Here is a 25,037-nt window from a genome sequence, read left to right on the forward strand (position 1 = left end):
TGTCGTTTAAGGCGCATCGTAGTCGTGACGGCGTTCAAGAACTTTTCGGCAAGGCGGTATCCACATGAGGCGGGGTGCGCAGGTGGCACCTTTTTCCCATACCAGCCAAGCATAACCGGTCGCCGTAGTGGCTTTCCGATCGAGTCGACCCTTAACCATCGGAACGCGCTCAACAAATTGGGCGAATTTGCTTGGCGGAGCATCACGAAAGATAGACTGATATCTGCCCGAACTTTCGAGAAACACTGTACGTGCTAAAATTGCAACCCCTTTCCTCGCTACCAGTAATGCGCGGAGTACAAAATCCTCCGCCAGCCGAAATGGAGGGTTTGTGATGACCCAGTCAAAACCATTCGCTTCATAAGGATAAGCCAGAAAATCACGGACTGATCCGTACCCATAATGGTAAGCATCGGTCGCGTGGACGGTACCGAAGTATTCACCAAGCACTTTTGCCATATGGCCGGCACCGCAGGCGGGCTCAAGGCACGTAAGATCACGCAGGGAAGTCTTATCTTCTAGGATATGTTCAATTAGGCCGCGCGTCGCCCACGGTGGAGTTGGGAAATCGTCGGGGCTGTCGGTCGCCTCAGTTCTTTGTGCCATGACAGCATGTGACGTATTCTGCATCACGGTCCTTTCGAACGAATCGCCGTTCTAGTTTTGTTCGTTTGGGATATCACAATGTTCGCCCAGCGTGAATCGTCGTTGGGGAGCAAGTTCAATACTCATGTCTGCATCCAATGCTGCCAGCCTAATTCGCGCCACTCCGCCAGCAGCTCCTCGAAGGCGTCTTCCTCGATCACCATCGGCAATCTGATCGACCAGATGAAGGTCTGATCCTCATCCGGTGTATGACCGTAAAAGCAAACCGAGCGACCGTCTTCAGTAAGGACGGGATCGACCTGTTCGATGTCGGCGAACGTCATCATCATTGCTCCCCTGTCGCCTTCGCGCGTACGACCGGCCGAGCCGCCTTGGCCGAGAGCTGCCATGCGTCGAGCGCCTTCCCAGGCTGCTCGCCTTCGGCTGTGTCTCGGAGAGCCACCCACATGCTGCCGCCGTTGGTGACGACCGAGCCTTTCCCGTAGCGTATGGCCCGCTGCCAGACGCCGGCGTAGCGGACGCCACCGGCTTCGAGTTGCTCAACGCGGGCAGCGAGTGCCTTCAGCTTCGTGCCTGTAGCGGCGGTCGTGGCGGCGACGAGTGCGTGAACCATGCGCCTACTCAACGGCCGTTGGAGCTGATCTTCCGTGAAGTTGGTGTCGAGGCCGGTTCTGATCTCCTCGGCGCGCGCCGCGATAAGGGCGAGTTCCTGCTCCTCTTCCTTCTCTATCATTGCCCGATGCTCCTGATGATTTCCTCGACTTCGGCGCCCGACATGCTTCGGCGTCGATCAAGGATCGTGGCAAGGGTTTCGATCTCCTTACGGTGATCGAGCACGAAGCTATTGGCGAGAGCAGAAAACGCGCGACACATCTCGTCGGGGGGGTGAGCCCACGACCCCAAGAAAATCGCTTGATCCAATAGAAGTTCGTCCGATTTCGACAAGCTGGTTGTAGGCGCCGCAGCTCGGCCGGCTAGAGCGACGACCGCGTATCCGAGGGCGACGGCTCCGTGATAGCGCCCCTGCTCAAGATAAATTCCACAAGGCTCGATAACCGCCTCGCCAGCGTCAATGCAGACACGGCGGACGCCGATCCCGTAGCTGAGGGCGGCCACGCAGTGCCCGGCTTCGTGCAACGAGCCATCGCTTATCGTCTCGCATGTTGTCGTTTCAACCATGTGTCGATGGTAGCAAATCTCGAACTAGCTTGGCGTCACGCGTCACCTGTTAAGCCGCGACTGAGTGCCCGGATCATGTTAACGAGCGCCCGCTGGACTGCTGCGTCATTGTCCTCTTCCATCGGATTAAGAAAGTGCAAGCTCTCCAATACGACGGCAAGTTCAACCGCATCGACTTCAAGAACGACGACACGGCGGCCGGCCTTTCTCCGTGCTCGGTAGCGGCGCTGGCGTTCTTTGGAGGAGGCACCCATTTCACCCATCCCGCCCTCAAAAGGCTTCCGGGTCCGGCACTGCCGCAGCGGCATCGGCTTCAATTCCTTGCTCCTTGCGTTGGCGTTCTAAGACTGCTGCAATATCCGCTAAGTCACCCTGCAATGCGCTGACTAGCCCTGTCCAGGTTTCAGCCGGGACGGCGCGGGCGAGTTCAAAGACAAATTCGCGGTGACGCATCACACAGCGGTTGATGGGGCTGACAGGGGTGCCGGTGAGCTGAAGTGGTGGGTTTTGCGGTTGCTGCATGCGCCGCACCGTGATGTTCTCGGTCGATACGACGAACTTCACCTTCCTCGGCTGCTCACGGCCGTTGGTATCGGTGATCGTGACGACGTGGGGAATTTCCCCACGTGCCTCTCGTTCCTGCCGTACCGCGCCGACCGTCTTGTGATCGACCCCGATTGTCGCCGCGATCTGACGGTTTGACTTCTCGGGTGTGGCCTTGAGCAGCTTGGCGACGAGATTGCGCTTTTGCTCTTGGGTAAGGTGGCGGCGGTGAATGTTGGCTGAGATCACATAAGAATATGGATCAGTCGTCTGCGGCACCGTCTCTGTTGAAAATGGATCTTCAGACAACTCTTTCGAGACATCGAGTCCCGCCATTTCCATTGCGGCGATACGGTTTCGTCCATCGAGAAGAACATAGTCTTCGTTATCAGGCATTAGGACAATGCGAGACCGCAGACCGTTCCGCTTGATATCCTCACCCAACTCGCGGAGTTCCGACTCGCTCATCATCGGAAAGAGATCGGCGGCCGGATGAACCTTGATCTCATCACGCCAGGTTTTCTTGCTCATTGCTTTCTCCCTTTCGTTGAAACCTCGAAACTGCCGCAACGCCTCCTCGCCGGATTCGCGTGCCACGTTTGCCATGAGTTTGCATTTCCAGTGTTTGCGCGCCGCGCGCGTATGACGCCCGAAATAGGAAGTCATGGCACACGTGGCACCGAGGCGATTAGTCGAACTCTCCATAGCGTCCTTCCCGTCCCGGCTCGGAAAGGCTAAGTCCGTGAATACCCCTCATTTTGTTAATCCTGTCGGACTTGAATCCACGCGCTTCGAGGGCCTGCTTGAAGCGTTTCTGTGAGCCAGCGGTTTCGCCCGATCGCTCTGCCCAGTTTTTCCAGGACGCATAGAGCGGGATGGTGCCCTCGAACGCTTGGGGATCGCGCTGACAGCAATCCTCGATCCATGCACTAAGCGCGTCCTCAGCGTCCAGATAATGCGCGGTGGCTTCCGTCACCGCTCTTGGGGGCGACAGGCCGATGCGCTGCCATTCGAGGCAACCTTCGATGGCCCAGGCGAGAATCCCCGGCCATTCCTCCCGGAGCTTTTCCGTCAGGGTTTCGTCCCGCTCCTCGGGCGGGATCGTCACTGTGAAGGGGATCAGGTTGAAGCGGCGGCGGATCGCCTCGTCAACGGAGCGCAAACTGGGCTTGTGGTTGCCGGCGATCACGAGCTTGAACTGCGGCTTGTATTCGAAAAAGTCCTGCCGCATGAAGCGCGCGGCGATACGGTCGCCGCCGGTTAGCGCCTTGATCTTCGATTCCGCCCAATGGCGTCCTTCTTCCGTCTCCACAGCCGTCACCAGCCGTGCGCCGCGCAGGCCGGCAAGCTCGGTGGGATGACGGTCACCACTAGACGCGACAAACGTTTCGATTGGCGCGGACCGGCCGTAATCACCGACAACATTCATCAGCGTATCAATGAAGACGCTCTTGCCGTTGCCGCCGTGGCCGAACAGGAAGAACAGCGCGTGCTCGCGGGTGATGCCGGTCAGGCAATATCCCGCCACCCGCTGGAGAAAGGCTTGCAGTTCCTCGTCGCCAGCCGTGACGCGGGCGAGGAAGGCGCGCCAGAGCGGGCAATCACCAGCCGGCGCTACCGTCGAAATTTTAGTCAAATAATCGCCTGGCGAAGCAATGCGGAGCCTGCCGGTTGTCAGGTCAACAACGCCGCCTGGCGTATTGATGATCCAATCGTCTCGATCCCATTGATCTAACGCTGCGGCAATCCGCCGGTCTGCCCGGACTAGTGAGGCGACGGCCGCTACGGTTTTGGCACTGGCGAGCCGCCGCCGCACTTCCTCCTTACCATCGCAATCTGAGGCGAATTCTCGGCACAGTCGGCGGCACTGGTCGTAAACGCTGAGCGTCTTGTCCGCTCGCCAGACCTTACCGTCCCATTCCATCCACTGGTTCCAAGCAGCCACAAATCGGAAGTGAAAATTGTTCCGGTCTGCAAATTCAAGCGCCAGGGCCTCTTCGGAATAGGCCGGCGGAGCGGGCTCCTCCATTCTGTGTGCCTGCTGATACACATTAAGTCTGATAGCTCCGAACTTTGGTTCGTCGGTCATAGCGCCGCCCCCTTACACTTGCGCAGGATAGACACCTGCGGCATCCGCGCCGGTCGCATCCGACTCCTGTAGGTCGGCAGCAGGCTTTCGGCGACCGCAACACGCGGACAGTGGCGAAGCTCATCGAAGGCACGAGCCCAATCGAGCACGACGATGCCCTTACGGCAGGCGCGTAGCCAATCGAGTGGATCAGCGAAGACATGCAGGCGGCCACCGAGCGCGTAGCCACTCGCGTCATCGATCACGGCCTCGCCCAACGCGAAGCTCCGGCCATTCCACGTCGCCAGCTGGCCGGTTTTGGGCCGCCAGAAGATTACGTCCTCATCCTCGGAAAAAGCGAACCAGTCGGGGCCGCTGGGATCGGGGTCGAACCGACCATCAGCCGCCCTATAGCCATGGGCAAGGCGGACCAGTTCGGGCTGGACTATAGCGGGCATCGGCACGCCACAAGTGCGCAGCCATTTGATATGCCGCTGCAAAAGCCCGCCGAGAACCGGCATCTCGCGATGGCATACTGCGAAATTCGTCATCTGCGATCTCCGGGTTATGGAAACCGCCGGCAAATTGACGCGGGGCAAAGGTCAGCCTAGAATTTCGAACTCGTCCAAGAGAACTTTCTAGCTACCGTCTGATCGAGCCCTTGTTGCGCCACGCGCGGCGGGGCTCAATCCGCTTCGCCAAAATTATGGTGAAGTCCGAGCTGTTCTGCGATCGGCGCAACCACCGCCATTTTCTTACGTCCGATTTGAACTGTTGGAATGTCGCCACGCTTAGCCGCCTCGTAACTGCCGTTGCGGCTGAGTCCGTAGAACACACGGCCTGCATCGGGGATGGGAACAGTCGGACGTCTAAGGACATCTTCCAGAGTCATTGGTGCCTCCTGTGTCTTCCAATACCAGTGGTTCTACTATTTGTCCTTGCGCGTGCCAACAGATCGCAATACATTTGTCATGCATTTGTCATGCATTTGTTAAGACAAATAAGGACGCTTACGATGACGGGGAAACGGGAACCGGGCGCCGGCCGCAAGCCAAAGGGCGAGTTTTCGGGCAAATCGGCAGCCTTTTCGACGCGGATAACGCCTGAGTTGCGGGCCGCACTCGAAAAGGAAAGCAAGGAGACAGGGAAGTCGCTGTCACAAATCGTTGAACGTCGACTGCGTGACAGCTTTGACCATCCAGAACGCTGGAAGCGTGCATTAGGCGCCGGACATGTCCGTGCGCTCGCTTACGTGGTCGCCAAGATCGCCACGGACCTTGAAATGAGGACCGGCCGGCATTGGCACAAAGACGCCTTCACCGGCAGCGCCCTCAAAGCCGCGCTTAACATTGCAATCCACTATTTTGGATCTTGGGGCGAAGTGCGTGTTCCCGATCGACTCGAAGAGCAAGCCGCTCGGATGCAAGCGGCGTCGCCGGGCGCCGACTTTGGCAAGTTCATGAAAGACCCGGCTGATTATGGTGCACACCGAGCAAATGAGTTTGTAGCTGGGATCGAATTTCTTGAGAGGCCTAACAACATTCGCCGGCAGAAATTGCTTAGCGATTCCGAGGCCTTTCAGAGTGACGAGGCGCTTTCTAAGTTCATAGTCGGTACTCTTCAGCAAGGAGATGAGCAATGAGGGGTCATATTCGGGAACGCCGCCCAGGCAAATGGACCATAGTCATCGACACGCCAGACCGGCCGGGGGGGTACTGATCATGTCGGTACGCAAACGCACATGGACCGGATATGGCGTTCAGAAGGAGGCGTGGATCGTCACGTACTTCGACATCAAAGGTGTAAAGCGTCAGAAGACGTTCGCAAGAAAACGAGACGCCGACACCTTCGCGAGCAAGACGGATGTGGAGGTGCGGGAGGGCATTCATATTGCCGACCGCAATAGCATAACGGTGAAGCAAGCGGGCAAACTGTGGATTACAACGGGAGAAGGAGAGGGGCTTGAGCGGAGCACCATCGAACAACGGAAGCGGCACCTGAAGTTCCATATCGAGGACTTCATCGGCGACAAGCTGGTTTCCAAAATGACCGTTCCGCTGATCCGTGGGTTTGAGGACGAACTCCGGGAGGCGGGACGTTCCGCCTCGATGATAAAGAAAGTGCTCGTGAGTCTCGGCGGCATCTTGGGCGACGCGGTGGAGCGCGGGCTAGCGATGCGGAACCCTGTCAGGGACATGCGGCAACGCCGCAACGGGAAAGATAAGCGGTCGGAGAAGCGCCACAAGGGCAAGCTCAGGGCCGGCGTACATATCCCAGCGCCGGCTGAGATCCGGTCGCTCATCGACGCTCTCGATGGAAGCTGGCGCCCGCTGCTGATCACCGCGATCTTCACCGGCATGCGGTCTTCGGAGTTGCGCGGTTTGCGCTGGGAGGATGTCGATCTGGAAGGGCGCTCGATCAGCGTCAACCAGCGCGCCGATGAATACGGCAAGATTGGACGTCCGAAGTCCGAAGCCGGGGAGCGCACGATCCCGGTCCCGCCGATGGTCGTCAACACTCTAAAGGAATGGCACCTTGCTTGTCCGCGCCGGGATACCGGGCGGGTAGACGCCGCCGGCAATCCCGTCATGGAACTCCACTATGTCTTCCCGAACGGAAAAGGGAACATCGAAAGCCACGCCAACATAATCAACCGGGGCTTGATCCCGCCTCAGTTTAAAGCCGGGTTGACGGTCCCTACGGAGGAGCTGGATGAGAAGGGCAACGTTATCATGGCGGCCAAGTACACCGGCCTTCACTCGCTCCGGCACTTTTTTGCATCGTGGTGCATCAACCGGAAAGTGGACGGCGGATTGGAACTGCCGGTGAAGTCGGTGCAGGAGCGATTAGGGCATTCGTCGATCCAGATGACGCTAGACACCTACGGGCACCTGTTCCCGCGCGTCGACGATGCCGACGAACTGGCGGCGGCTGAGCGGTCCCTTCTAGGTTAGTGCGAGCAAGCTGCGATAGGCAGCTTTTCTTGCGACATAACTGCGACATTAATAAAAAAAGGCCAATAAAAACAAGGATGATACGGGAATCATAATCCTTGTGTCGGGGGTTCAAATCCCTCCTCCGCTACCACTTCAACAGCCGACAATTCCGGTCCGGTAATTTCCCTCCAGCGGCGGAGGCGATGACCTCAAACGCGGGGTTCGAGCTGTTCCGGGCGTTTGCTACAATTCGATGACAATCCCTAACGATAAAGCGCGTCGAAGAAAGCAACCATTGGCTCGCAATCAGCACGAAGAGTGAGTCCTTTTATCGCACTGTCGGAGACGGGGACGAAGCTTTGGGCGAAGTAGGACCAGTTGTACAACCGGTCCCCCTCATCATGCCTGACCACGAGCACTGCGTGAAACGCGAACTGGTAGTCAGTGGAACCACCGCCATTTGTAAACGGTGTCCGCATCCTCAAACCCGCCAATTCAGCCCGTCGGGTTACTGCCTTGTACTGCCCGAGATAATCCTTGGGCACCTGCACGCAATAGGGATGTGAACCGGAGACCGCGAGTGCACGCCACTCCACAATCTTGATGTTGAGGGCGGACCAAAGAAAGAGGGCGGCAATAGGTCCTGCAACCGACGACACAACCACCATGTGTAGCAGTTTGACCGCTCTCTGGCTATCGATCCGGCCTGGCGCGAGCGCAAGGATCGGCAGATCGACCAGCGCAGCCAGCAACAACCAGGTGGCGGGACCAAACTGATCTGTCAACAATACCACTAGGCCAACAGCCAGACTTACCCCGAAGTGCACAGCGGCGGCTCGCTTCATTAGGCGAGAAGCCGGTTGATCCAGAATAAGTGCACCGGCCGAAATGGCAAAAGCCAAAAGCGGACCCGAAAACCACAACAAACTAATAAGGACAGGGGTGATGTGCCAACTGTCGTAGGCGATCGGATGGAGTGACCATAGTAAAATCCCTGCCATCAAAGAGACCCAGCCGCAGAGCAGGATTAAGCGGAGTACCGGCAATGGGCTTCGCCATGAAGATATCCCGTGCCAGTCCTGACCAATGGTCATTTGGCCCATCAAGCTTCCCCATCCCCTTCGCCATTGCGTCCAGCTCATACATCGGCAGATAGGTGTTCTACTTCATCCACTCCCGTACGACATACCTGATCGCGTCCTAGCGCGTCAGCACCAATTCACTGCATAGATTACGAATCGCCTCAAGTCGTCGTCGAGGGCGATTGATCCGGCGTTGCGCAGCCGCAAAGCTGCCCGCCGAAGCATGATCTGCAGGTCAGCACGGAAATATCCGCGATCGGATCGGCGGCGTACTCGAGGAGAGTGGGGGGTGTCAGGTGCGCCGAGGACAGCTCTATCTGTAGAGCGCCAAATGCAATATCGGCATCTTCATCGCCCAAAGATGGGATGCGGCAGCGATGATAACGGCCCATGCGGCCAGCGAAAACATGACCGCCGCTAACTTGATCCCGACTGGCTGCATCATTTCCTCCATCCCAGCATGATCGTGCTCCTCCGCACGATCGAAAGCTAGCAGGGTGCAGGTCGATCAGCTATCGCAAGAAATTGCTACCGGATGCCGCTGCGGTGCGCCGGAAAGATGCAAAGTTTTCGTGATGCGACGCTTCTCTCTATCCCTCAAACGACAAAGTAGAAACTGTCGTATTGCGCGCCGAAATAATCGGGACCGCTGTTTTCCGTGACGATCGGTTCGCTGTCGAGCAGGAGGTAATCGATATCGCCGTAGGCGCTGAGGTCGATCAGCTGGGGATTATCGATGCTGTCGGCGGTTATGGTCACGGTTGTGGAGAAGACGATGTTGCCGTTCAGCTGCCCTTCGATCGTCAGGACGTTGTCATAGTTCGATGTTCCGTTGGCAACTTCGAACTGCTTGATCTGGAAGGGGCCGCCATCCGCTGAATAGATGGGGGTCCAGAAGACGCCCCCACCCAGGTAGTGGTTGCCGTCGGCGTCCTCGCGCACTGTCGCGTCGTCGCCGTCTCGCCAGGCGCCCCAATCGAAGCCTTTGTAGCCGGTGGGAAAGTCGCTTTGGCCGACATCCTCGAAATTGACGAAGACGTCGCCGCGTTCCGGCAGATCGATTGCGATACTGAACGCACCGACATCGGTGGCGCCTTTGCCGTCGGATATCTTGAAAGTGAACTTCTCGACGAGCTGATCTCCCGGCCCGAGGGCGGCGACCTCCGGCTTGGAGTGATCGAGCGCGTAGGTGTACGTCCCGTCGGAAAAAATGGTGAGTGTGCCGTATTTTCCTTCGATGATGGTCTTTATCGGCTGGCCTTCAGGATCGGCCGGCTGCTTGATGCGCTGCCCGTTGACGAAATTCAGGCGCACCGAATCTCCGTCGGTATCGTAGGAGTTTTCGAGAACATCGCCGCTGATCGGATCGTCGAGATTGAAAACAGGCAGGTATACATTGCCCGCGAATGGTTTGTGGTTTGCCATTTCTACCTCCCGGCTAATGTGCTATGTGACTATGCAACCCTATCTGGTGTCTGGCAACGAAAATTGAAGGAGCGTCAGATCAACTCTACCTGTTTAATTCCAGCAGATCTAAATCGCCTGCTGAACAAATATCCAGATAAAGAGATCCAACCGGCACCGACCCTGTCTATCGCCAAGATTTTTTGGCATGCCTTGCGATCACGGCGCTTCGTTCGCTCATGATGTTCATCGCCTCTTGAGGCGATCTCTTGGTTTCTCGCGGACAACCCGTCTTTTCCGGAGAATAATGGTGGGTCAATGATGACATGGTCATGACGATATACTGATTCGCTGCTGGGGGACCTCAAACCAATCCTGGGGGGCGCTTTGGATCCACCGGCAATGCCGCTGGCTCTGCCTCCAACGGGCTCAGTACTAGCTCCAGGCGTCAGTGCAAGCCGCCGACCCCGAGCAGGCTTTCGACCGTTTGATGATCTCTCGACAGGCGTTCCGGCGTGCCTGTCCAGGCCAGTCGGCCGCGTTCGAGGATGATGACGTGATCGGCGAAATCGAGCGCGCTCTGGATGCGCTGTTCGACAAGAAGGATGGTCATATCGCCCTTCTTGGCGAGATCGGCGAAGGCAGCCATCAGTTCCTCGCAAATGACAGGCGCTAGGCCCTCGAGCGGTTCGTCGAGCAGCAGAACGGACGGGCGGCCGAGAATGGTGCGGGCTGTTGAAAGCATCTGCTGCTCGCCGCCGGAGAGCTGGTTGCCGAGGTTTCGGCGGCGCTCCTTCAGGCGCGGGAACATGGCATAGGCTTCCTCCAGCGCCGTCTTCGGCCGCGCCTTCAGACCGACGAAAAGGTTCTCTTCGACCGTCAGCGTGGGAAAGACGCAGCGCGTCTGAGGCACATAGCCGAGGCCCCTATGGGCGCGCATTGCGCTCGGTGCTGCGGTGACATCCGAACCACCGAGGTGGATCTGGCCTTGATACCGCCTGGTCTGGCCGGCAAGCGTTGCCAGGAGCGTGGTCTTGCCCATGCCGTTACGGCCGAGCACGGCTAGACGGGCGCCTGCCGGCACGGTGAAGGAGATGCCTTCGAGCACCCGCGTCGGCCCGTATCCGGCCGACAGGTTTTCAACCTCAAGCGACAGGGCTGGCATTGGCATAGCTCCCGAGATAGGCCTCGCGCACGCGGGCATCCTTGGTGACATCGGCCGGCAGGCCGTCGAAGATGATCGCTCCGGCCGCCAGCACGATGACGCGCTTGGCAAAACGGAAGACGAGGTCCATGTCGTGTTCGATCATCAGGACGGCGAGATCGGCGGGAAGGTCGGCCAGCGCCTGTTCGATTCGGCCGGTATCGCTTTGCGGCACGCCGGCCGCAGGCTCGTCGAGCAGCAGCACCTTCGGCCTCAGCGCCAGCGCCACGGCGATTTCGAGGAGCCGCTGCTGGCCATAGGCGATCTCGCTGACTCTGCGATGCATCAGCGAGGCCAGCCCGAGTTTACCCAGGAGATCGTCGACCTCCGCCATGACGTCGGGCATGGCGAGGAAATTCCCGAACATCTTGCGGGTCTTTCCGTCACGCTGAAGGACGGCGAGCCCCACATGTTCGGCGGGCGTCATATCCTGAAAAAGCCGCGTCACCTGAAAGGATCGGACGAGGCCGCGTTTGACCCTGCCGATCGCATCCACCTTCGTCACCGCCTCGCCGCCGAGGCGAACCTCGCCGGAATCGGGGGAGAGATTGCCGGTGACGAGGTTGACGAAGGTGGTCTTGCCGGCGCCGTTCGGGCCGATCAGCGCGATGCGGTCGCCGGGCGCCATTGCCAGCGAGACATCATTGGTGACGGCAAGGCCGCCGAAGGCTTTCCTGAGATTGGTTACTTCGAAGACCGGGCTCATGCGCGCGTCTCCTTCCGGCGGCCGATCAAGGCGGCGGCCGTTCCGTAGAGGCCTTTCGGCGCAAACAGCACGACGGCGATCAGCAGGGCGCCGACCATGGTCAGCCAGTGAAAGGGGTTGGCGGCCGAGACATAATCCTCGAAGAACATGAAGATGACGGTGCCGGAGAGCGCGCCGAACAGGGAACCGGTGCCGCCGAGCACGAGCATGACAAGCGCTTCGGCCGATTGCGTGAAGGACAGGCTGTCGAGCCCGACGACCTGGGTCGAGATCGCATTCAGCGCGCCGCCGACGCCGGCAACGGCGCCTGAGATCACGTACATCTTGATGAGAGCGGCCTTCGGCGAGCCGCCTATGGCGCGGATGCGCAGCGGGTCTTGCCGGATGCCGCGGCAGAGCATGCCGAAGGGTGAGCGAACCAGCAATCGCAGCAGCATGAAGACGATGACGAGCAGTGTCGTTCCGAAGAAGAAGGCGGTATGGCCGTAGAGATCGAATTCGAAAATGCCGAATATCGGGTCCGGCGCAATGCCGGAAAGCCCGTCGCTGCCTCCCGTCCAGGAGGAGGCCTTGTTGGCAAATTCATGGAAGAGGTGGATGAGCGCAATCGACAGCACGAGTTGCGGCAGCCCATGCGCGCGCAGGATGATCGCGCCGCAGAGCAGCCCGGCAACCGCGCCCCCTGTTATGCCGGCAAGCATCATCAGCAGCGGGTCGTTGATGCCGTAATGCGCCGACAGGATCCCGGCGGCATAGGCGCCGGAGCCGAAGAGCGCGGCATGGCCGAGCGTTGCGACGCCGCAATAACCGGTCACGAGATCGAGCGACAGGACGAGCAGGGCGATCGTGATCATCCGCGTCAGAAGCGCCAGATTGTCGGGTAAGGCGAAATAGCCGATCGCGGCGATGGCCGTGATGGCCGCTACTCCGAGAAGATCGGCATTCACTGCGCGCCGATGCCGGAGGCGTTCGGTTTTGTTGTTCATGACGAGCGTCATCCTATTTCATCCTTCCGGCAAGGCCGCGCGGGAAGATGCAGATGATGGCGATCACGGCGAGATAGAAGAAGAATTCCCCGAATTCCGGCATCAGATAGCGTCCCGTCGTATCGATGGCGCCAAGCAGCAGGCAGGCAATCAGCGCGCCCGGAATGGAGCCGGCGCCGCCGACGGAGACGACGACGAGGAAGGTCACCATGTAACGCAGCGCATAATAGGGCTCGACCGGCAGGAGTTCGGCGCCGACCACGCCGCCGAAGGCGGCAAGCCCGACGGCAACGGCAAAGCTCACCGCATAGATGATCTCTGTGCGCACGCCGAGTGCGGCAGCCATCGCCGCATCGTCGACGGAGGCGCGCAGCTTGACCCCGAAGCTCGTTCGCTCGATCGCGAACCACAGGGCGAGCGCAACGGCGAGGCCGCAGAAGATGACGAAAAGCCGGTGCACGGGAATGGTGCGGAATCCGAGATCGGCCGATCCCTGCAAGGTGCCGGCAAGCGGTATCGTCTTCAGCGTCGGTCCCATCACGTAGTTCGCGATGCCGATGACGCAGAAAGTGATGCCGATTGTCATCAGCACCTGGGTCAGTTCAGGGGCGCCATAGATCCGGCGGTAGAGAAAACGCTCGAGCGGAATTGCGATGATGATCGTGACGACGACGGCCGCGACGACTGCGACAGCATAACTAAGACCGAGGTCACGGGCGGCATAGGAGGCGATGTAGCCTCCGATCATGGCGAAGGCGCCATGAGCCAGGTTGACGACACGCATCAGCCCCATGGTCACGGAAAGGCCGATCGAGATCACGAAGAGCGCCATGCCATAGGCAAAGGCGTCGACGGCGATGCTGAAGACTGTCTGCATGAAAATACCTTACTTCGATGCGGCGGCCGCGATGCGCGAGACCCCGCCGCCGGTCCGGATGCCGCAATCTTACTTGGCCGCCGCAAGGCCCGGGTCGCTCTGTTTCTCGAACGTCTGGATCTCCTTGTTGAAGTACGTCCCGTCATCGGCCTTGGCGACTTCGCGCAGATAGATGTTCTGGGTGATGTGCCGGCTTTCCGGATCGATCGAGACCGGGCCGCGCGGGCTCACCCACGCAAGGCCCTTGACCGCGTCGACCGCTTTCTCGGCGTCCTGCTTGCCGCCCGTCGCCTCGATCATCTTGTAGATGACATACATGCCGTCATAGGCGCTGACCGCAGGGAAGGAGATTTCGGCCTTGTTGCCGATCGCCTTGGCGGCAGCCTCGACAAAAGCCTTGTTCTCGGGCGAGTCGTGCGACACGGCATAGTGGAAGGTCGTCTTGATGCCGAGTGCGGCGTCGCCGAGCGCCGGCAGATCGGATTCCTGCGTCAGATCGCCAGGCGCGAAGAACTTGATGCCGGCGGCCTTCAAGCCGTTCTCGTTGTAAGCCTTGACGAAGCCAAGCGTCGTCGGGCCCGATGGCAGGAAGGCGAAGACGCCCTCGGCGCCGGAATCCTTGATGCGCTGCATGATCGGGCTGAAGTCGTTGGTCGCGAGCGGCATGCGGATCGCCTCGACCACCTGACCGCCGGCCTTCTCGAAACCGGCCTTGAACGCATTCTCGGCGTCGATACCCGGGCCGTAATCGCTGACGACCGAAATCACCTTCTTGACGCCGGCGTCGAAGGCAACCTTGGCGATCGGCGTCGAGGTCTGCCATGTTGTAAACGAGGTGCGTACGACAAGCGGGCTCTTGGTGACGATCGCCGAGGTGGCGGCGTTCATGATGACCATCGGCACGTTGCCCTGCTTCAGGATCGGCGTCACCGCCATGGCGTCGGGGGTGAAATAGAAGCCGGCGAGATACTGGACCTTTTCCTTGACGATCAGTTCCTGCGCCAGCGCCTTGGATTGAGCCGGATCGGCCTGCGGCACGTCGCGGTAGACGATCTCGACCGTGTCGCTGCCGACCTTGTTGCCGTTGACAGCCATATAGGCGTCGATGCCGGCCTTGAAGTTCTTGCCCTGGAGCGCGAAGGGGCCGGAGAACGGCCCGATGACGCCGACCTTGATGGTGTCGGCACAGGCGCTGGTGCCCATAAGGATTGCCGCAGCGGCGGCCAGAAACAGCTTCCTCATTCTTCTCTCTCCCTTTTCGGCGTACTCCAGCGCCGTATTGAATTTCAGGTTAGCTTGTCATGCGAAATGGTGATGTAAAATGAAATAAATCCCCAAACACATGATTTGCCGGTTATGGTTCTGTATCGTCCCGACTCTCGCTGTTCACCGGCGTATCGCAGCTTTCATCCCGCAATCTTCGTGTCAGAACGGCAATCCCACGTAGTTTTCCGCGAGCACCGTGGAGGCTGCACGAGAATGCGTGAGATAGTCGAGTTCGGCTTCCTGGATCTTCTGATCGAAATCGCCTGTATCGGGGAACCGGTGCATCATCGTCGTCATCCACCAGGAAAACCGCACGGCTTTCCACACGCGGGCGAGCGCCGTCTGCGAATAAGCGTCGATGCCGCTGTCGGAACCTTCGCGGTAATGTTCGAGGAGCCCGCGGAAGAGGTAATGGACATCGCTTGCTGCAAGGTTCAGCCCCTTGGCGCCGGTCGGCGGCACGATATGGGCGGCGTCGCCGACGAGGAAGAGCCGGCCGAAACGCATGGGCTCGGTGACGAAGGAGCGCAACGGCGCGATCGATTTTTCGAAGGATGGGGCGGTCCTCAATGCCTCGGCGTGATGGGCCGGTAGGCGCCGTCTCAACTCGTCCCAGAAGCGCTCGTCGCTCCAGTCTTCGATCTTCGCGTCGAGCGGGCACTGGATATAGTAACGGCTGCGCCTGGCCGAGCGCATCGAACAGAGCGCGAAGCCCCTCGGGTGGTTGGCGTAGATCAGTTCATGGCTGACGGGCGCCACGTCGGCAAGCAGGCCCAGCCAGCCGAAGGGATAGACCTTCTCGAAACTTCGGATCGCCCGTTCGGGAACGGCTCTGCGGCTTATTCCATGAAAGCCGTCGCAGCCGGCGATGAAATCGCAATCGATGCGGTGGCTGATGCCATCCTTCCGGTAGGTGACGAAGGGCGAGCCAGCGTCGATAGCATGCGGAGCCACATCGGCGGCGTCATAGATCGAAAGGGCGCCACAAGCTTCCCGCCGCTCCATGAGATCGCGCGTCACCTCGGTCTGTCCATAGACGGTCACACGCCTGCCGCCGGTCAATTCGTGAAGGTCGATGCGATGATCGCGTCCGTCGAAGGCGAGCGAGAAGCCGTCATGCGGCAGGCCTTCGGCATGCAGCCTCGCTCCAGCCTTGGCTTCATCCAGCAGCCCGACAGTGCCTTCCTCGAGAACGCCGGCGCGGACGCGGCCGAGGATATAGTCCTTGCTCACGCGGTCGAGGATGACGTTGTCGATTCCAGCTTCGGTCAGAAGTTGGCCGAGCAGCAGGCCGGATGGTCCCGAACCGATGATGGCGACCTGGGTTCGCAAATGCTTCCTCCCTTGCATTTTTGCGTTTTGTCAGATTCTGCCGCGCTGGCCGGATCGCCACAATGGACATTCCAGCCTAAAAATTGCACTAATCGAACATTGGCGCAGGAGGGAGCCGATGAGCAGACACATACCGACCTACGAACTCTACGGCGAAAACATCGGGCGGTCGCCGGAATTCTGGTTGCATTGCGAAACAATCCGCTCCCGCAGCAGCCTGCATCAATGGGAGATTCGGCTTCATCGCCACGAGAGCTTCTTTCAGATATTATACATCGAAGCCGGCTCGGGCGATGCGATCTTCAGCAAGAGGAGCCATGCCATCCGTCCGCCGGCGGTCATCACGGTTCCCCCTGGGCTCGATCACGGCTTTCGCTTCTCACGTGATATCGACGGCCTCGTGATCACTATATTGAGGTCCCATCTCAGCCACCCGCCCGGCGAGCGAAGCCATCTCGGCGAGTGGCTGGCGATGCCGCATCTGACGCCGCTCGATCCCGGAAATGCCGAGGCTGCCTATGTCATGCAGACGCTGAGGCGGCTCGGCGACGAATTCGAAAACCGCCGCGGTGGCCGCAACGAGGTCTTGGCCGCCTATGTCGGGTTGGCGTTGCGGCTGACGGCGCGGATTTCCCATGAAGGATATGCGCAGGAGCTTCCGTCAAATGAGAACGAGCGGCGGATGGAGATGCTGGACGAACTGATCCAGCGGCATTTTCGATCGCACAGGCCGGCTTCCTTCTACGCCAGGGAACTTGGCATTTCGTCGACGCATCTCACCCGTATCGTTCGCTCGATGACGGGAAACACCCCGCATGAACTGATCGCCGGGAAACTGATCGAAGAGGCGAAGCGCCAGCTCGTCTTTACCATCGGCAGCGTTCAGGAGATAGGATTTCGCCTCGGCTTTGTCGATCCCGCCTATTTCTCGCGTTTCTTCCTGAAATATACCGGCGAAACGCCGCGGATTTGGCGGATGAACGAAAAAGCTCGGCTTGACCGGCCATAGGGCATTCGGTCATCTCACATCGCGCGCGTCAGTCGCGAATGGCTCACGCCGCCGGCCACGTCCAGTCCCGCACCTCCGGCATGTCCTCGCCGTATTCCCTGACATAGTCGTGATGCTCCGCGAGCTTGCCGTGGAAGGCGGCAAGCGCGTCTTTCGCCTTCTCCTTCAGGCCCGGCACGCGCTCGATGGCTTCGATGGCGAGATGGTAGCGGTCGAGTTGGTTGAGCACGGTCATGTCGAATGGCGTGGTCGTCGTTCCCTCCTCGACAAAGCCGCGGACGTGGATGTTCTCGTGGTTGGCCCGCTTATAGGTCAGACGATGAATGAGATAGGGATAGCCGTGATAGGCGAAAATGACCGGCTTGTCGGTGGTGAAGATCGCGTCGAAGGCCTCGTCGGAAAGGCCATGCGGATGCTGGTCACTGGATTGCAGCGCCAGGAGGTCGACGACATTGACAGTGCGGATCTTCAGCTCTGGAATGGCCTTGCGCAGGAGATCGACGGCGGCGAGCGTTTCCATCGTCGGGACATCGCCGGCGCAGGCCATGACGAGATCGGGCGAGATCGTGTCTTCCTCGTTGCTTGCCCAGTGCCAGATACCGATGCCGGCTTCGCAATGTTTCACCGCCTCGTCCATCGACAGCCATTGCGGCTCCGGCTGCTTGCCGGCGACGATGACGTTGATGCGGTCATAGGTGCGCAGGCAATGATCGCCGACCCAGAGCAGGCTGTTGGCATCCGGCGGCAGGTAGATGCGGACGACGTCGGCCTTCTTGTTGGCGACGAGATCGACGAACCCCGGATCCTGGTGGCTGAAGCCGTTATGGTCCTGGCGCCAGACATGCGAGGTCAGCAGGTAGTTCAGCGATGAGATCGGTTTGCGCCATTCGATCTCGCGCGTCACCTTCAGCCATTTGGCGTGCTGGTTGAACATGGAATCGATGATGTGGATGAAGGCCTCATAGCAGGAAAAGAGGCCGTGCCGCCCGGTCAGCAGATAACCCTCCAGCCATCCCTGGCAGAGATGTTCGGAAAGCACCTCTACGACGCGTCCATCGCGGGAGAGATGGATATCATATGGTTCGATATCCTCCATCCACACGCGGTTGGTGACCTCGAAGACGCTGCCGAGGCGGTTCGACTCCGTCTCGTCGGGACCGAAAATGCGGAAGTTTGCCGCCTCCGCGTTGAGCTTCATCGTATCGCGCAGGTAATGGCCGAGGATCTCGGTCGATTGGGCGGCGACGCTGCCGCGCCTGCCGACGTCAACCGCATAGTCGCCTATGGCGGGAACATCGAGCTCCCGGCGCAACAAGCCGCCATTGGCATGCGGATTGGCGCCCATGCGGCGTTTGCCGACGGGGGCCAGCGCCCGCAGGTCGGTTTTCAGCCGGCCGTCGGCATCGAACAGATCTTCGGGATCGTAGCTTTGCATCCAGTCCTCGAGAATCCTGCGATGGCCCTCATTCTCGCGGCAGTTGGAGACCGGCACCTGGTGGGCTCGCCAGAAACCTTCCACCTTCTTGCCGTCGACCTCTTTCGGACCGGTCCAGCCCTTGGGGCTGCGCAGCACGATCATTGGCCAGCGCGGGCAGCCCGCCGCAGCCTTGCCGCTGCGGGCTTGCTCCTGAATCCCACGGATGCGGTCGAAGACCTGGTCCAGCGTCGCAGCCATCTGTTGATGCATGTCGCGCGGCTCATGGCCGTCGACGAAAAACGGCTCGTAGCCGTAGCCTTCGAAAAGACGTTTGAGCTCGTCGTCACCGGCCCGGCCGAGAATGGTCGGATTAGCGATCTTGTAGCCGTTCAGATGCAGGATCGGCAGAACGGCGCCGTCGCGGGCGGGATTGAGGAACTTGTTGGAATGCCAGCTGGCGGCGAGCGGCCCGGTTTCGGCCTCGCCGTCTCCGACGACGCAGGCGATGGTGAGGTCGGGGTTGTCGAAGGCGGCGCCATAGGCATGGACGAGGGCGTAGCCGAGTTCGCCGCCCTCGTGGATCGATCCCGGTGTTTCCGGCGCCGCATGGCTTGGAATGCCGCCCGGAAAGGAAAATTGGCGGAAGAGCCGGCGCATCCCTTCGGCGTCTTCGGTAATATCGGGATAGATTTCGCTGTAGGTGCCTTCGAGATAGGTGTTGGCGACCATTCCCGGCCCGCCGTGACCGGGGCCGCATATGTAGATGATGTCGAGATCGCGGGCGCGGATGAGGCGGTTCAGATGCGCATAGATGAAGTTGAGGCCGGGTGTCGTGCCCCAGTGGCCGAGCAGGCGGGGCTTGATGTGCTCTGACTGCAGCGGCTCGCGCAGCAGCGGATTGGCAAGCAGGTAGATCTGGCCGACCGACAGATAGTTGGCCGCCCGCCAGTAGCGATCGATCAGGGTGAGTTCAGCATCGGTCAGGGCGGCGGCGGTCGAGACATGCTTTTCCATGGGGCTTCTCCCGTTCGAAAACGCGTTCAACGTCAGTTCTAGCCGTTAGCGCGAGCGCGCCATTGATCTGGATCAGCGGACGCGGAGAACGGACAGCGCCTCGTCGGCGATCACCTGTTCTTCGTCCGTGGCAACGACATGGGCGGCCATGCGGCTTTCCCCGGTGCTGATCGTGAATCTGTGGGCGGCGTTGGCCTTTTCATCAATCGAAAGGCCGAGCCAGGACAGGCGTTTCGCCACGCCGGCGCGGATTTCCGGCTGATGCTCGCCAATGCCGGCGGTGAAGACGACGGTATCGAGGCCGCCGAGTGTTACCGCCATGCGGCCGATCTCGCCGGCAATGCGCAGGATGAACAGATCGATCGCCTGGCGCGCTTCCGGCCGTCCGTCCGTCAACAGATCGCGCGTATCGGCGCTGATGCCGGAAACGCCGAGCAGGCCTGAGCGTTGATAGAGCAGATCCTCGATCTCACCCAGCGATCGTTTTCTCTCTCCTGCCAGATGCAGGATCACGCCGGGATCGAGCCAGCCCGGGCGTGTCGCCATCGGGATGCCGTCGAGGGTGGAAAAGCCCATGCTGCAATCGCGGCTGATGCCGTTTTCCATCGCACAGAGGCTGGCGCCGCTGCCGAGATGGGCGACCACAGCCTTTGCCGCATGCGGCGCCTTGCGCGCGAGTTCACTGGCGATGAACTTGTAGGAAAGTCCGTGGAAGCCGTAACGCTTGATGCCCTCCTCATGCAGGGAACGGGGTATGGCGAGGCGGCGCACGAGATCGTCCTGCGTGGCATGGAAGGCCGTGTCGAAGGAGGCTGTCTGGACAAGATGTGGCTTCAGATGGCGGAGCGCGCGGATGAAGCGCAGCGCTTGCGGTTGGTGCAGGGGTGCGAGCGGGATCAGCGCTTCGATCCCATCGGTGGCGGCGTCATCAAGCGCGACGGCGCTCGTGAAGCGCTCGCCGCCATGGACGACGCGGTGGCCGGCCGCGGCTGCGGCCGCCATATCGAAATGATCGGCGAGACGCGTGAAGGTCTCGTCGATGACTCCGTGCAGATCGTCCGTCACCTCCGCCTTCAGCGGCATGTCGAATGTCTGCGATCCCTTGGTCAGGTCAAGCGAGAGCGGCTCGGCGCGGAGATCGATGACGCCCTTGCCGAGGCGTCGTGCCCCGGCGTCATCAATTGAGAAGACCCCGATCTTCACAGTCGATGAGCCGGCATTGAAGGTCAGGAGAAGGTCGGGGAATGACATGTCTTCAGAGAGCCCGCGCAGTCGTCACGATGGGCGAACCTAGCGCCGAAACTCCCGCTGGAAAGGCATCATTTGGCGGTTGCCTTTGCTTCGGTCGATCCCCACGCCTGTCAACCTCGCACGTGCGGTCATTGAGCATTGGCGGCACAATGGCGGCAAGAGCTCCAGCTGCAATAGCCCCCCGTGCGCAACAAGACGGTGCGTGGCGGCCGATCGGGACGCAAAAGCTTGGGTTCTGTTGAAATAAGCTGGGCTCAGGCCGTTGACGCCAGATTGACGTTGCGATCGCGGATGAAGATGCTCGCCTCGGCGGCGGGCATCGCCTTGCCGAAAAGGTAACCCTGGCCGATGTCGCAGCCGAGCTGCAGCAGGAAGGCAAGCTGGCCATGCTCCTCGACACCTTCCGCAGTCGTCTTGATATTGAGGCTTCTGCCGAGGCCAAGCATGGCGCGGACGATTTTTTCCTGGCGTTCGTCATCGCGATAGGTGGCGATGAAGCTTTTGTCGATCTTGATCTTGTCGAAGCGGTAGCGGGCGAGCTGGGCGAGGCTCGAATAGCCTGTGCCGAAATCATCGAGAGCGATCTGAATGCCGGCCGCGTGCAGCTCTTCGAGAATGACGGCGGCGATAGCGGGATCCTGAATCAGCGCGTTTTCGGTGATCTCAACTTCCAGGCGTTGCGGCGGTAGCCGGCTTGCCGAAAGGACCTTGAGGATGCGGGACGTCAGCAGCCTGTCTTCCATCTGCACCGGCGAGACGTTGAAGGACAACGTGACATGCTCCGGCCAGGTGAGCGCATCGCTGCAGGCCTGCGCAAGGAGATCCTCGAACAAGGCGGTGATCATCCCGGTTTCCTCGGCAATGTCGATGAAAACAGTCGGCGGAATGTTGACGCCATCCTCGCCGATCCAGCGCGCGAGGGCTTCGAAACCGCAAAGCTGGCCGGTCTTCAGATCAATCAGCGGTTGATAGAAAGGCTTGATCGCCTTATTGGCGATCGCGGCGCGCAGTCTGGTTTCCAAGGAGGCGCGTTCCGTTACCCTATCCTGCATCGAATTTTCGAAGACGAGATGATGGTTGGGGCCGCGTGATTTGGCCTCATACATGGCGAGATCGGCACGGTGGGCGGCGTCTTCCAGCGGCTCGCTGCCCTCGACCCAACGATCGTAGCCGACGCTGGCGCCGACTTCGACGGCAAAACCATCGATATGAATCGGGCGGGTGACGGCCTGGATCAGCAGCTTGGCGAAGCGCTCCTCGCGTTGTGTCGTCAGGGCAAAGGCGACGACGATGAATTCGTCACCGCCGAAGCGGTAGACGCAATCGGCATTGCCGAGCGCGCAGATGCGTTTGGCAACTTCGACCAACAAGACGTCGCCGCCCTTGTGGCCGACGAGATCGTTGACCTTTTTGAAGCCGTCGAGGTCGACGGAGAAGATGGTGACGTTTTGGTTCCATTCCTCGATTTCGGCCTCGTCGCTTCTGACCGGCCGTGAGAGGATTTTGCGCTCGAAGGCATAGCGGTTCGGCAGCTTGGTCAGATGGTCGTGCGTTGCCGTCCAGTCGGCCTTTGCCTGGGCGGCGGCGCGCAGTTCCATTTCCTTGCGCAGATCGGCAATACGCAGCACCGAGTAGATGAAGCTCATGGTGCCGGCGATGCCGAGTCCCAGAACGAGCTTGTCGGCGCCGTATTCACGGAAAGCGGTCATGAAGGAAACCAGGCTGTCGTCGAACCGCAGCAATGTAGCTAGGAGCCAGAGGGTAATCCCCAAACCGACGATCGACATGCATTGCCTTCCGGCTCTGCTCTGGAAAAACACCGGCATTATGCCTTCTCCAACTCCACCCGCGCCGAGATATCACGAAAGTCTGAAATGTTCGTTGAAACCAGAAGGCGAATTATCGGAGGGGGCGGTTTGCAGTGAGCCGCCGGCAGACGGATAGCGTTGCGATGCGGCCAGGACCGGCACTGCGGCTGTTTCGCCGGTCCCGTTCAGGAAGAATGTTGCTACAGGTGATTGGGCCGAAAAGATGCCCAGAAGAACGAAGGCGAGCGTGCTGACGCATCGCTCGCCTTTTCCAGTGCTTCAGGCGGTGACGATCAGCAGCGGAACGCTGAGGATGAGACCGGCCAAAACCGTGAACGTGGCGACGCGCATCAACCGCAGGCGCCGTGTACGCTCTCCACTCCAATCATATGTCATTCTTCCATCTCCTTGGGACAAGGAAGTAGTCCCCGCAAAACCGGGTTCAACAGCAATGACGCGATTTGCTTGTGCAAGGCTGGATAAAATAAGGAATCTCTAATGCTGGAAGCGCAGCGACCAGCGGCTTCCGTTGCTGGTCATCCGAAGGATGGCGAGTGGCTCGACGTCGCTCAGCCAGAAGGAGGAGGGTGGCGCCTGAAGCACGTGGGCGACTGCAGCCCGGATGACGGCCGCGTGGCTGATGGCGATCACGTGACCGCTTCGGGCGGACTGGGCATCCATCCAGCCAGCGACGCGCTTTCGCAGGTCGAAAACACTCTCGCCGCCGTGAGGGGCCACCCCCGGCTCGGTCATCCAGGCCGTGAGGTTTTCCGGCTCTTCCGCCTCGATCGCCTCGATCGGCCTGCCAGCCCAGCGGCCATGGTCGCAATCTCGAAGCGACGGATCAATCTGCGCTTCGAGACGGAGCGCCTCAGCCGTCTGGAGGGCGCGCATGGCGGGGCTTGTGACAATACGATCGGCGTGGGGGAGGGCGGCCATCCTGGCTGCTTCTTCCACGGCCTTTTCTTCCAGCGGTTCGTCGAGCGGAAACTGGGCCTTGCGGTTCGCCGACGTCGCGCCGTGGCAGATCCAGGTGAGGCGCATATTCACGATTGTTCTGATCTCCGATGACGGGATGGGGACGGCCTTTGCCGGCTTCGTGAAGTTTCGTTGACAGTCTCTTCGGCGTGCAGATATAACCGTGCTGTTGCGGGTTTGGAAGCCGGTGGAAATCCGGCGCGGTCGCGCCACTGTGACCAGCGTGTCGAAACTTCTTCACGCTGGAAGTCAGACCCTGCCGCACAACACTCTTTCGACTGAACGCGTCATTCCGGAGGAATACATGTCTGACACCACTTTCGCGCCTGTCGCGGCGCCGGCGCCGATCCCTGTAGGGGAAATCCTTCCCTGGGCGATCTTCGGCGGTCTGCTGATGCTCATCGTTCTTTATTTCGTCGGCACCGAGGAGGGCGCGATGGCGCTGTTCAACGGCATGTATGTGCACGAATTCGTGCATGACGGCCGCCATCTCCTCGGATTTCCCTGCCACTAAAGCGCATCGCGATCTTTCGGATTCGCTTCTCGCGCTTTAGGTCTTTGTTTTACGCATGTCGTTATCGCAAAACCGCTGCACAGTTTTGCGCGACAAGGGGGAATACTGACATGGTTGGAAAGCTTCTGCTTCGCGGCATGCTCGCGGGCCTGATTGCTGGCATCCTCGTTTTCGCCTTCGCCCATACCTTCGGCGAGCCGCTGGTCGATGCGGCAATCGCCTTCGAGGAAGCGAGCGCCCAGGCGGCGGGCGAAGCTGCCGAACCTGAAATCGTCAGCCGGGCCACGCAGGCCGGCCTCGGCCTTTTCACAGGCGTCATGGCCTACAGCATCGCCGTCGGCGGGCTTTTTTCGCTCGCCTTCGCCTTCGTGCACGGCCGCTTCAGCAGCCTATCGGCGCGCGGCACCTCGGCCGTCATCGCCATTGCCGCCTTCGTGGCGGTCGTGCTCGTTCCCGCCATCAAATATCCGGCCAACCCGCCGGCTGTCGGCAATCCCGATACGATCGGCGCCAGGACCGAACTGTTCTTCCTTATGATCGTTGTTTCGCTCGCGTCGCTGATTGCCGCGATCGCGCTGTCGCGCCGCCTTGGCGAGCGCTTCGGTCTCTGGAACGGCGCGATTATCGCCGGCGTCGCCTATCTCGTCTTCATCGGCTTCGTGCTTTATCTGCTGCCGCCGATCAATGAGGTGCCCGAGAATTTCTCGGCGATCGTGCTCTGGCGGTTCCGCACGACCACGCTCGGAATGCACGCGATCCTTTGGGCAACGCTCGGTCTGGTTTTCGGAGCGCTGGCCGAAAGACGTCTTGCCGCCAAGAGCGGTCTGCGGCCGGCGTTCCGGTGATGCGGCATATCG

Annotated in this window: 27 protein-coding genes, 1 pseudogene and 1 riboswitch; of the genes and pseudogenes, 5 read left to right on the plus strand and 23 right to left on the minus strand. The window is 60.1% G+C overall.

What is annotated here, in order from left to right; genetic code table 11:
* Positions 1 to 6 precede the first annotated feature (6 nt).
* From HJC04_RS13915 to HJC04_RS13955, 9 genes are all read right to left on the minus strand, one after another.
* On the minus strand, positions 7 to 630 hold the full coding sequence (locus tag HJC04_RS13915) for an SAM-dependent methyltransferase (protein ID WP_221146503.1): 624 nt from the start codon (positions 628 to 630) through the stop codon (positions 7 to 9).
* A gap of 98 nt (positions 631 to 728) precedes the next feature.
* A complete protein-coding gene (locus HJC04_RS13920) occupies positions 729 to 932 on the minus strand; it encodes a hypothetical protein (protein WP_259668864.1) in 204 nt (67 codons plus the stop codon).
* Complete coding sequence (locus tag HJC04_RS13925; protein ID WP_221146479.1) at positions 932 to 1,339, minus strand: transposase; 408 nt, start codon at positions 1,337 to 1,339, stop codon at positions 932 to 934. The genes HJC04_RS13920 and HJC04_RS13925 overlap by 1 nt, the downstream gene beginning before the upstream one ends.
* A complete protein-coding gene (locus HJC04_RS13930) occupies positions 1,336 to 1,785 on the minus strand; it encodes a hypothetical protein (protein WP_221146480.1) in 450 nt (149 codons plus the stop codon). Before HJC04_RS13930 ends, HJC04_RS13925 begins: the two co-directional genes overlap by 4 nt.
* 35 nt (positions 1,786 to 1,820) lie before the next feature.
* The gene (locus HJC04_RS13935) at positions 1,821 to 2,048 is read right to left on the minus strand and encodes a hypothetical protein (RefSeq protein ID WP_259668865.1); all 228 of its coding nucleotides are present in this window, start codon (positions 2,046 to 2,048) and stop codon (positions 1,821 to 1,823) included.
* A 7-nt stretch (positions 2,049 to 2,055) separates the two neighbouring features.
* Positions 2,056 to 2,934, minus strand: a complete 879-nt coding sequence (locus tag HJC04_RS13940) for a hypothetical protein (RefSeq protein WP_221146481.1) — start codon at positions 2,932 to 2,934, stop codon at positions 2,056 to 2,058.
* Positions 2,935 to 3,016: 82 nt separating this feature from the next.
* Positions 3,017 to 4,417, minus strand: coding sequence for a phage/plasmid primase, P4 family (locus HJC04_RS13945; protein WP_221146482.1), 1,401 nt, complete (start codon positions 4,415 to 4,417; stop codon positions 3,017 to 3,019).
* Positions 4,414 to 4,947, minus strand: a complete 534-nt coding sequence (locus HJC04_RS13950; protein ID WP_221146483.1) for a hypothetical protein — start codon at positions 4,945 to 4,947, stop codon at positions 4,414 to 4,416. The genes HJC04_RS13945 and HJC04_RS13950 overlap by 4 nt, the downstream gene beginning before the upstream one ends.
* Positions 4,948 to 5,081: 134 nt before the next feature.
* Positions 5,082 to 5,288, minus strand: a complete 207-nt coding sequence (locus HJC04_RS13955) for a hypothetical protein (protein WP_221146484.1) — start codon at positions 5,286 to 5,288, stop codon at positions 5,082 to 5,084.
* A gap of 123 nt (positions 5,289 to 5,411) precedes the next feature.
* Here HJC04_RS13955 and HJC04_RS13960 point away from each other — a divergent pair, with 123 nt between their 5' ends.
* On the plus strand, positions 5,412 to 6,038 hold the full coding sequence (locus tag HJC04_RS13960) for a hypothetical protein (protein WP_221146485.1): 627 nt from the start codon (positions 5,412 to 5,414) through the stop codon (positions 6,036 to 6,038).
* Positions 6,039 to 6,117: 79 nt separating this feature from the next.
* Entirely contained in the window at positions 6,118 to 7,350 is a 1,233-nt protein-coding gene (locus HJC04_RS13965) for a site-specific integrase (RefSeq protein ID WP_221146486.1), read from the plus strand.
* 245 nt (positions 7,351 to 7,595) lie between these two features.
* On the opposite strand, the gene HJC04_RS13970 is transcribed toward HJC04_RS13965, so the two are convergent.
* From HJC04_RS13970 to pobA, 10 genes and pseudogenes are all read right to left on the minus strand, one after another.
* Entirely contained in the window at positions 7,596 to 8,435 is an 840-nt protein-coding gene (locus tag HJC04_RS13970; RefSeq protein WP_221146487.1) for a hypothetical protein, read from the minus strand.
* A gap of 58 nt (positions 8,436 to 8,493) precedes the next feature.
* Positions 8,494 to 8,710, minus strand: a pseudogene (locus HJC04_RS31720) (CopG family transcriptional regulator).
* A 17-nt stretch (positions 8,711 to 8,727) separates the two neighbouring features.
* Entirely contained in the window at positions 8,728 to 8,859 is a 132-nt protein-coding gene (locus HJC04_RS31725; protein WP_259665205.1) for a hypothetical protein, read from the minus strand.
* Between the two features lie 152 nt (positions 8,860 to 9,011).
* Positions 9,012 to 9,839, minus strand: a complete 828-nt coding sequence (locus HJC04_RS13975; RefSeq protein ID WP_221123913.1) for a VCBS domain-containing protein — start codon at positions 9,837 to 9,839, stop codon at positions 9,012 to 9,014.
* Between the two features lie 427 nt (positions 9,840 to 10,266).
* Entirely contained in the window at positions 10,267 to 10,983 is a 717-nt protein-coding gene (locus HJC04_RS13980; protein ID WP_210629952.1) for an ABC transporter ATP-binding protein, read from the minus strand.
* The gene (locus HJC04_RS13985) at positions 10,964 to 11,728 is read right to left on the minus strand and encodes an ABC transporter ATP-binding protein (RefSeq protein WP_085779309.1); all 765 of its coding nucleotides are present in this window, start codon (positions 11,726 to 11,728) and stop codon (positions 10,964 to 10,966) included. Before HJC04_RS13985 ends, HJC04_RS13980 begins: the two co-directional genes overlap by 20 nt.
* Positions 11,725 to 12,726: a branched-chain amino acid ABC transporter permease gene (locus HJC04_RS13990; RefSeq protein WP_221146488.1), complete on the minus strand. Its 1,002-nt coding sequence runs from the start codon at positions 12,724 to 12,726 to the stop codon at positions 11,725 to 11,727. The genes HJC04_RS13985 and HJC04_RS13990 overlap by 4 nt, the downstream gene beginning before the upstream one ends.
* A gap of 1 nt (position 12,727) precedes the next feature.
* On the minus strand, positions 12,728 to 13,591 hold the full coding sequence (locus HJC04_RS13995) for a branched-chain amino acid ABC transporter permease (protein WP_210629954.1): 864 nt from the start codon (positions 13,589 to 13,591) through the stop codon (positions 12,728 to 12,730).
* A gap of 69 nt (positions 13,592 to 13,660) precedes the next feature.
* Positions 13,661 to 14,833, minus strand: a complete 1,173-nt coding sequence (locus HJC04_RS14000; RefSeq protein ID WP_221123915.1) for an ABC transporter substrate-binding protein — start codon at positions 14,831 to 14,833, stop codon at positions 13,661 to 13,663.
* Between the two features lie 183 nt (positions 14,834 to 15,016).
* Positions 15,017 to 16,189: a 4-hydroxybenzoate 3-monooxygenase gene (gene pobA / locus HJC04_RS14005; protein ID WP_210629956.1), complete on the minus strand. Its 1,173-nt coding sequence runs from the start codon at positions 16,187 to 16,189 to the stop codon at positions 15,017 to 15,019.
* 118 nt (positions 16,190 to 16,307) lie between these two features.
* On the opposite strand from pobA, the gene HJC04_RS14010 reads away from it, so the two are divergent.
* Complete coding sequence (locus HJC04_RS14010) at positions 16,308 to 17,198, plus strand: helix-turn-helix domain-containing protein (protein ID WP_210629957.1); 891 nt, start codon at positions 16,308 to 16,310, stop codon at positions 17,196 to 17,198.
* 43 nt (positions 17,199 to 17,241) lie between these two features.
* Here the strand turns inward: HJC04_RS14010 and HJC04_RS14015 are convergent, their stop codons facing one another.
* From HJC04_RS14015 to HJC04_RS14030, 4 genes are all read right to left on the minus strand, one after another.
* Positions 17,242 to 19,629: a phosphoketolase gene (locus HJC04_RS14015; RefSeq protein WP_221123003.1), complete on the minus strand. Its 2,388-nt coding sequence runs from the start codon at positions 19,627 to 19,629 to the stop codon at positions 17,242 to 17,244.
* 72 nt (positions 19,630 to 19,701) lie between these two features.
* Complete coding sequence (locus HJC04_RS14020; RefSeq protein ID WP_210629959.1) at positions 19,702 to 20,880, minus strand: acetate/propionate family kinase; 1,179 nt, start codon at positions 20,878 to 20,880, stop codon at positions 19,702 to 19,704.
* Between the two features lie 254 nt (positions 20,881 to 21,134).
* Positions 21,135 to 22,706 carry a bifunctional diguanylate cyclase/phosphodiesterase gene (locus HJC04_RS14025; protein ID WP_210629960.1) on the minus strand — a complete coding sequence of 524 codons (1,572 nt, stop codon included), beginning with the start codon at positions 22,704 to 22,706 and terminating at the stop codon, positions 21,135 to 21,137.
* 477 nt (positions 22,707 to 23,183) lie between these two features.
* Positions 23,184 to 23,738 (minus strand): histidine phosphatase family protein, encoded by a 555-nt coding sequence (locus HJC04_RS14030; protein WP_210629961.1) that lies wholly within the window; start codon positions 23,736 to 23,738, stop codon positions 23,184 to 23,186.
* Positions 23,739 to 23,794: 56 nt separating this feature from the next.
* Positions 23,795 to 23,945, plus strand: a riboswitch (cobalamin riboswitch).
* 25 nt (positions 23,946 to 23,970) lie between these two features.
* Between HJC04_RS14030 and HJC04_RS14035 the strand changes: the two genes are divergently transcribed.
* Together HJC04_RS14035 and HJC04_RS14040 are read left to right on the plus strand one after the other, a co-directional pair.
* Positions 23,971 to 24,180, plus strand: a complete 210-nt coding sequence (locus HJC04_RS14035) for a CbtB domain-containing protein (RefSeq protein ID WP_011426664.1) — start codon at positions 23,971 to 23,973, stop codon at positions 24,178 to 24,180.
* 110 nt (positions 24,181 to 24,290) lie between these two features.
* Entirely contained in the window at positions 24,291 to 25,025 is a 735-nt protein-coding gene (locus HJC04_RS14040; RefSeq protein ID WP_221146489.1) for a CbtA family protein, read from the plus strand.
* The last annotated feature ends 12 nt before the right edge of the window (positions 25,026 to 25,037 follow it).

Source organism: Rhizobium sp. NLR8a, assembly GCF_019685235.1.
Lineage (GTDB): Bacteria > Pseudomonadota > Alphaproteobacteria > Rhizobiales > Rhizobiaceae > Rhizobium.

Coding starts and splice junctions, on each gene's coding strand:
- HJC04_RS13915 (WP_221146503.1), bottom strand. CDS start 630: ATGCAGAATACGTCACATGCTGTCATGGCACAAAGAACTGAGGCGACC.
- HJC04_RS13920 (WP_259668864.1), bottom strand. CDS start 932: ATGATGACGTTCGCCGACATCGAACAGGTCGATCCCGTCCTTACTGAA.
- HJC04_RS13925 (WP_221146479.1), bottom strand. CDS start 1,339: ATGATAGAGAAGGAAGAGGAGCAGGAACTCGCCCTTATCGCGGCGCGC.
- HJC04_RS13930 (WP_221146480.1), bottom strand. CDS start 1,785: ATGGTTGAAACGACAACATGCGAGACGATAAGCGATGGCTCGTTGCAC.
- HJC04_RS13935 (WP_259668865.1), bottom strand. CDS start 2,048: ATGGGTGAAATGGGTGCCTCCTCCAAAGAACGCCAGCGCCGCTACCGA.
- HJC04_RS13940 (WP_221146481.1), bottom strand. CDS start 2,934: ATGGCAAACGTGGCACGCGAATCCGGCGAGGAGGCGTTGCGGCAGTTT.
- HJC04_RS13945 (WP_221146482.1), bottom strand. CDS start 4,417: ATGACCGACGAACCAAAGTTCGGAGCTATCAGACTTAATGTGTATCAG.
- HJC04_RS13950 (WP_221146483.1), bottom strand. CDS start 4,947: ATGACGAATTTCGCAGTATGCCATCGCGAGATGCCGGTTCTCGGCGGG.
- HJC04_RS13955 (WP_221146484.1), bottom strand. CDS start 5,288: ATGACTCTGGAAGATGTCCTTAGACGTCCGACTGTTCCCATCCCCGAT.
- HJC04_RS13960 (WP_221146485.1), top strand. CDS start 5,412: ATGACGGGGAAACGGGAACCGGGCGCCGGCCGCAAGCCAAAGGGCGAG.
- HJC04_RS13965 (WP_221146486.1), top strand. CDS start 6,118: ATGTCGGTACGCAAACGCACATGGACCGGATATGGCGTTCAGAAGGAG.
- HJC04_RS13970 (WP_221146487.1), bottom strand. CDS start 8,435: ATGGGCCAAATGACCATTGGTCAGGACTGGCACGGGATATCTTCATGG.
- HJC04_RS31725 (WP_259665205.1), bottom strand. CDS start 8,859: ATGATGCAGCCAGTCGGGATCAAGTTAGCGGCGGTCATGTTTTCGCTG.
- HJC04_RS13975 (WP_221123913.1), bottom strand. CDS start 9,839: ATGGCAAACCACAAACCATTCGCGGGCAATGTATACCTGCCTGTTTTC.
- HJC04_RS13980 (WP_210629952.1), bottom strand. CDS start 10,983: ATGCCAGCCCTGTCGCTTGAGGTTGAAAACCTGTCGGCCGGATACGGG.
- HJC04_RS13985 (WP_085779309.1), bottom strand. CDS start 11,728: ATGAGCCCGGTCTTCGAAGTAACCAATCTCAGGAAAGCCTTCGGCGGC.
- HJC04_RS13990 (WP_221146488.1), bottom strand. CDS start 12,726: ATGACGCTCGTCATGAACAACAAAACCGAACGCCTCCGGCATCGGCGC.
- HJC04_RS13995 (WP_210629954.1), bottom strand. CDS start 13,591: ATGCAGACAGTCTTCAGCATCGCCGTCGACGCCTTTGCCTATGGCATG.
- HJC04_RS14000 (WP_221123915.1), bottom strand. CDS start 14,833: ATGAGGAAGCTGTTTCTGGCCGCCGCTGCGGCAATCCTTATGGGCACC.
- HJC04_RS14010 (WP_210629957.1), top strand. CDS start 16,308: ATGAGCAGACACATACCGACCTACGAACTCTACGGCGAAAACATCGGG.
- HJC04_RS14015 (WP_221123003.1), bottom strand. CDS start 19,629: ATGGAAAAGCATGTCTCGACCGCCGCCGCCCTGACCGATGCTGAACTC.
- HJC04_RS14020 (WP_210629959.1), bottom strand. CDS start 20,880: ATGTCATTCCCCGACCTTCTCCTGACCTTCAATGCCGGCTCATCGACT.
- HJC04_RS14025 (WP_210629960.1), bottom strand. CDS start 22,706: ATGCCGGTGTTTTTCCAGAGCAGAGCCGGAAGGCAATGCATGTCGATC.
- HJC04_RS14035 (WP_011426664.1), top strand. CDS start 23,971: ATGTCTGACACCACTTTCGCGCCTGTCGCGGCGCCGGCGCCGATCCCT.
- HJC04_RS14040 (WP_221146489.1), top strand. CDS start 24,291: ATGGTTGGAAAGCTTCTGCTTCGCGGCATGCTCGCGGGCCTGATTGCT.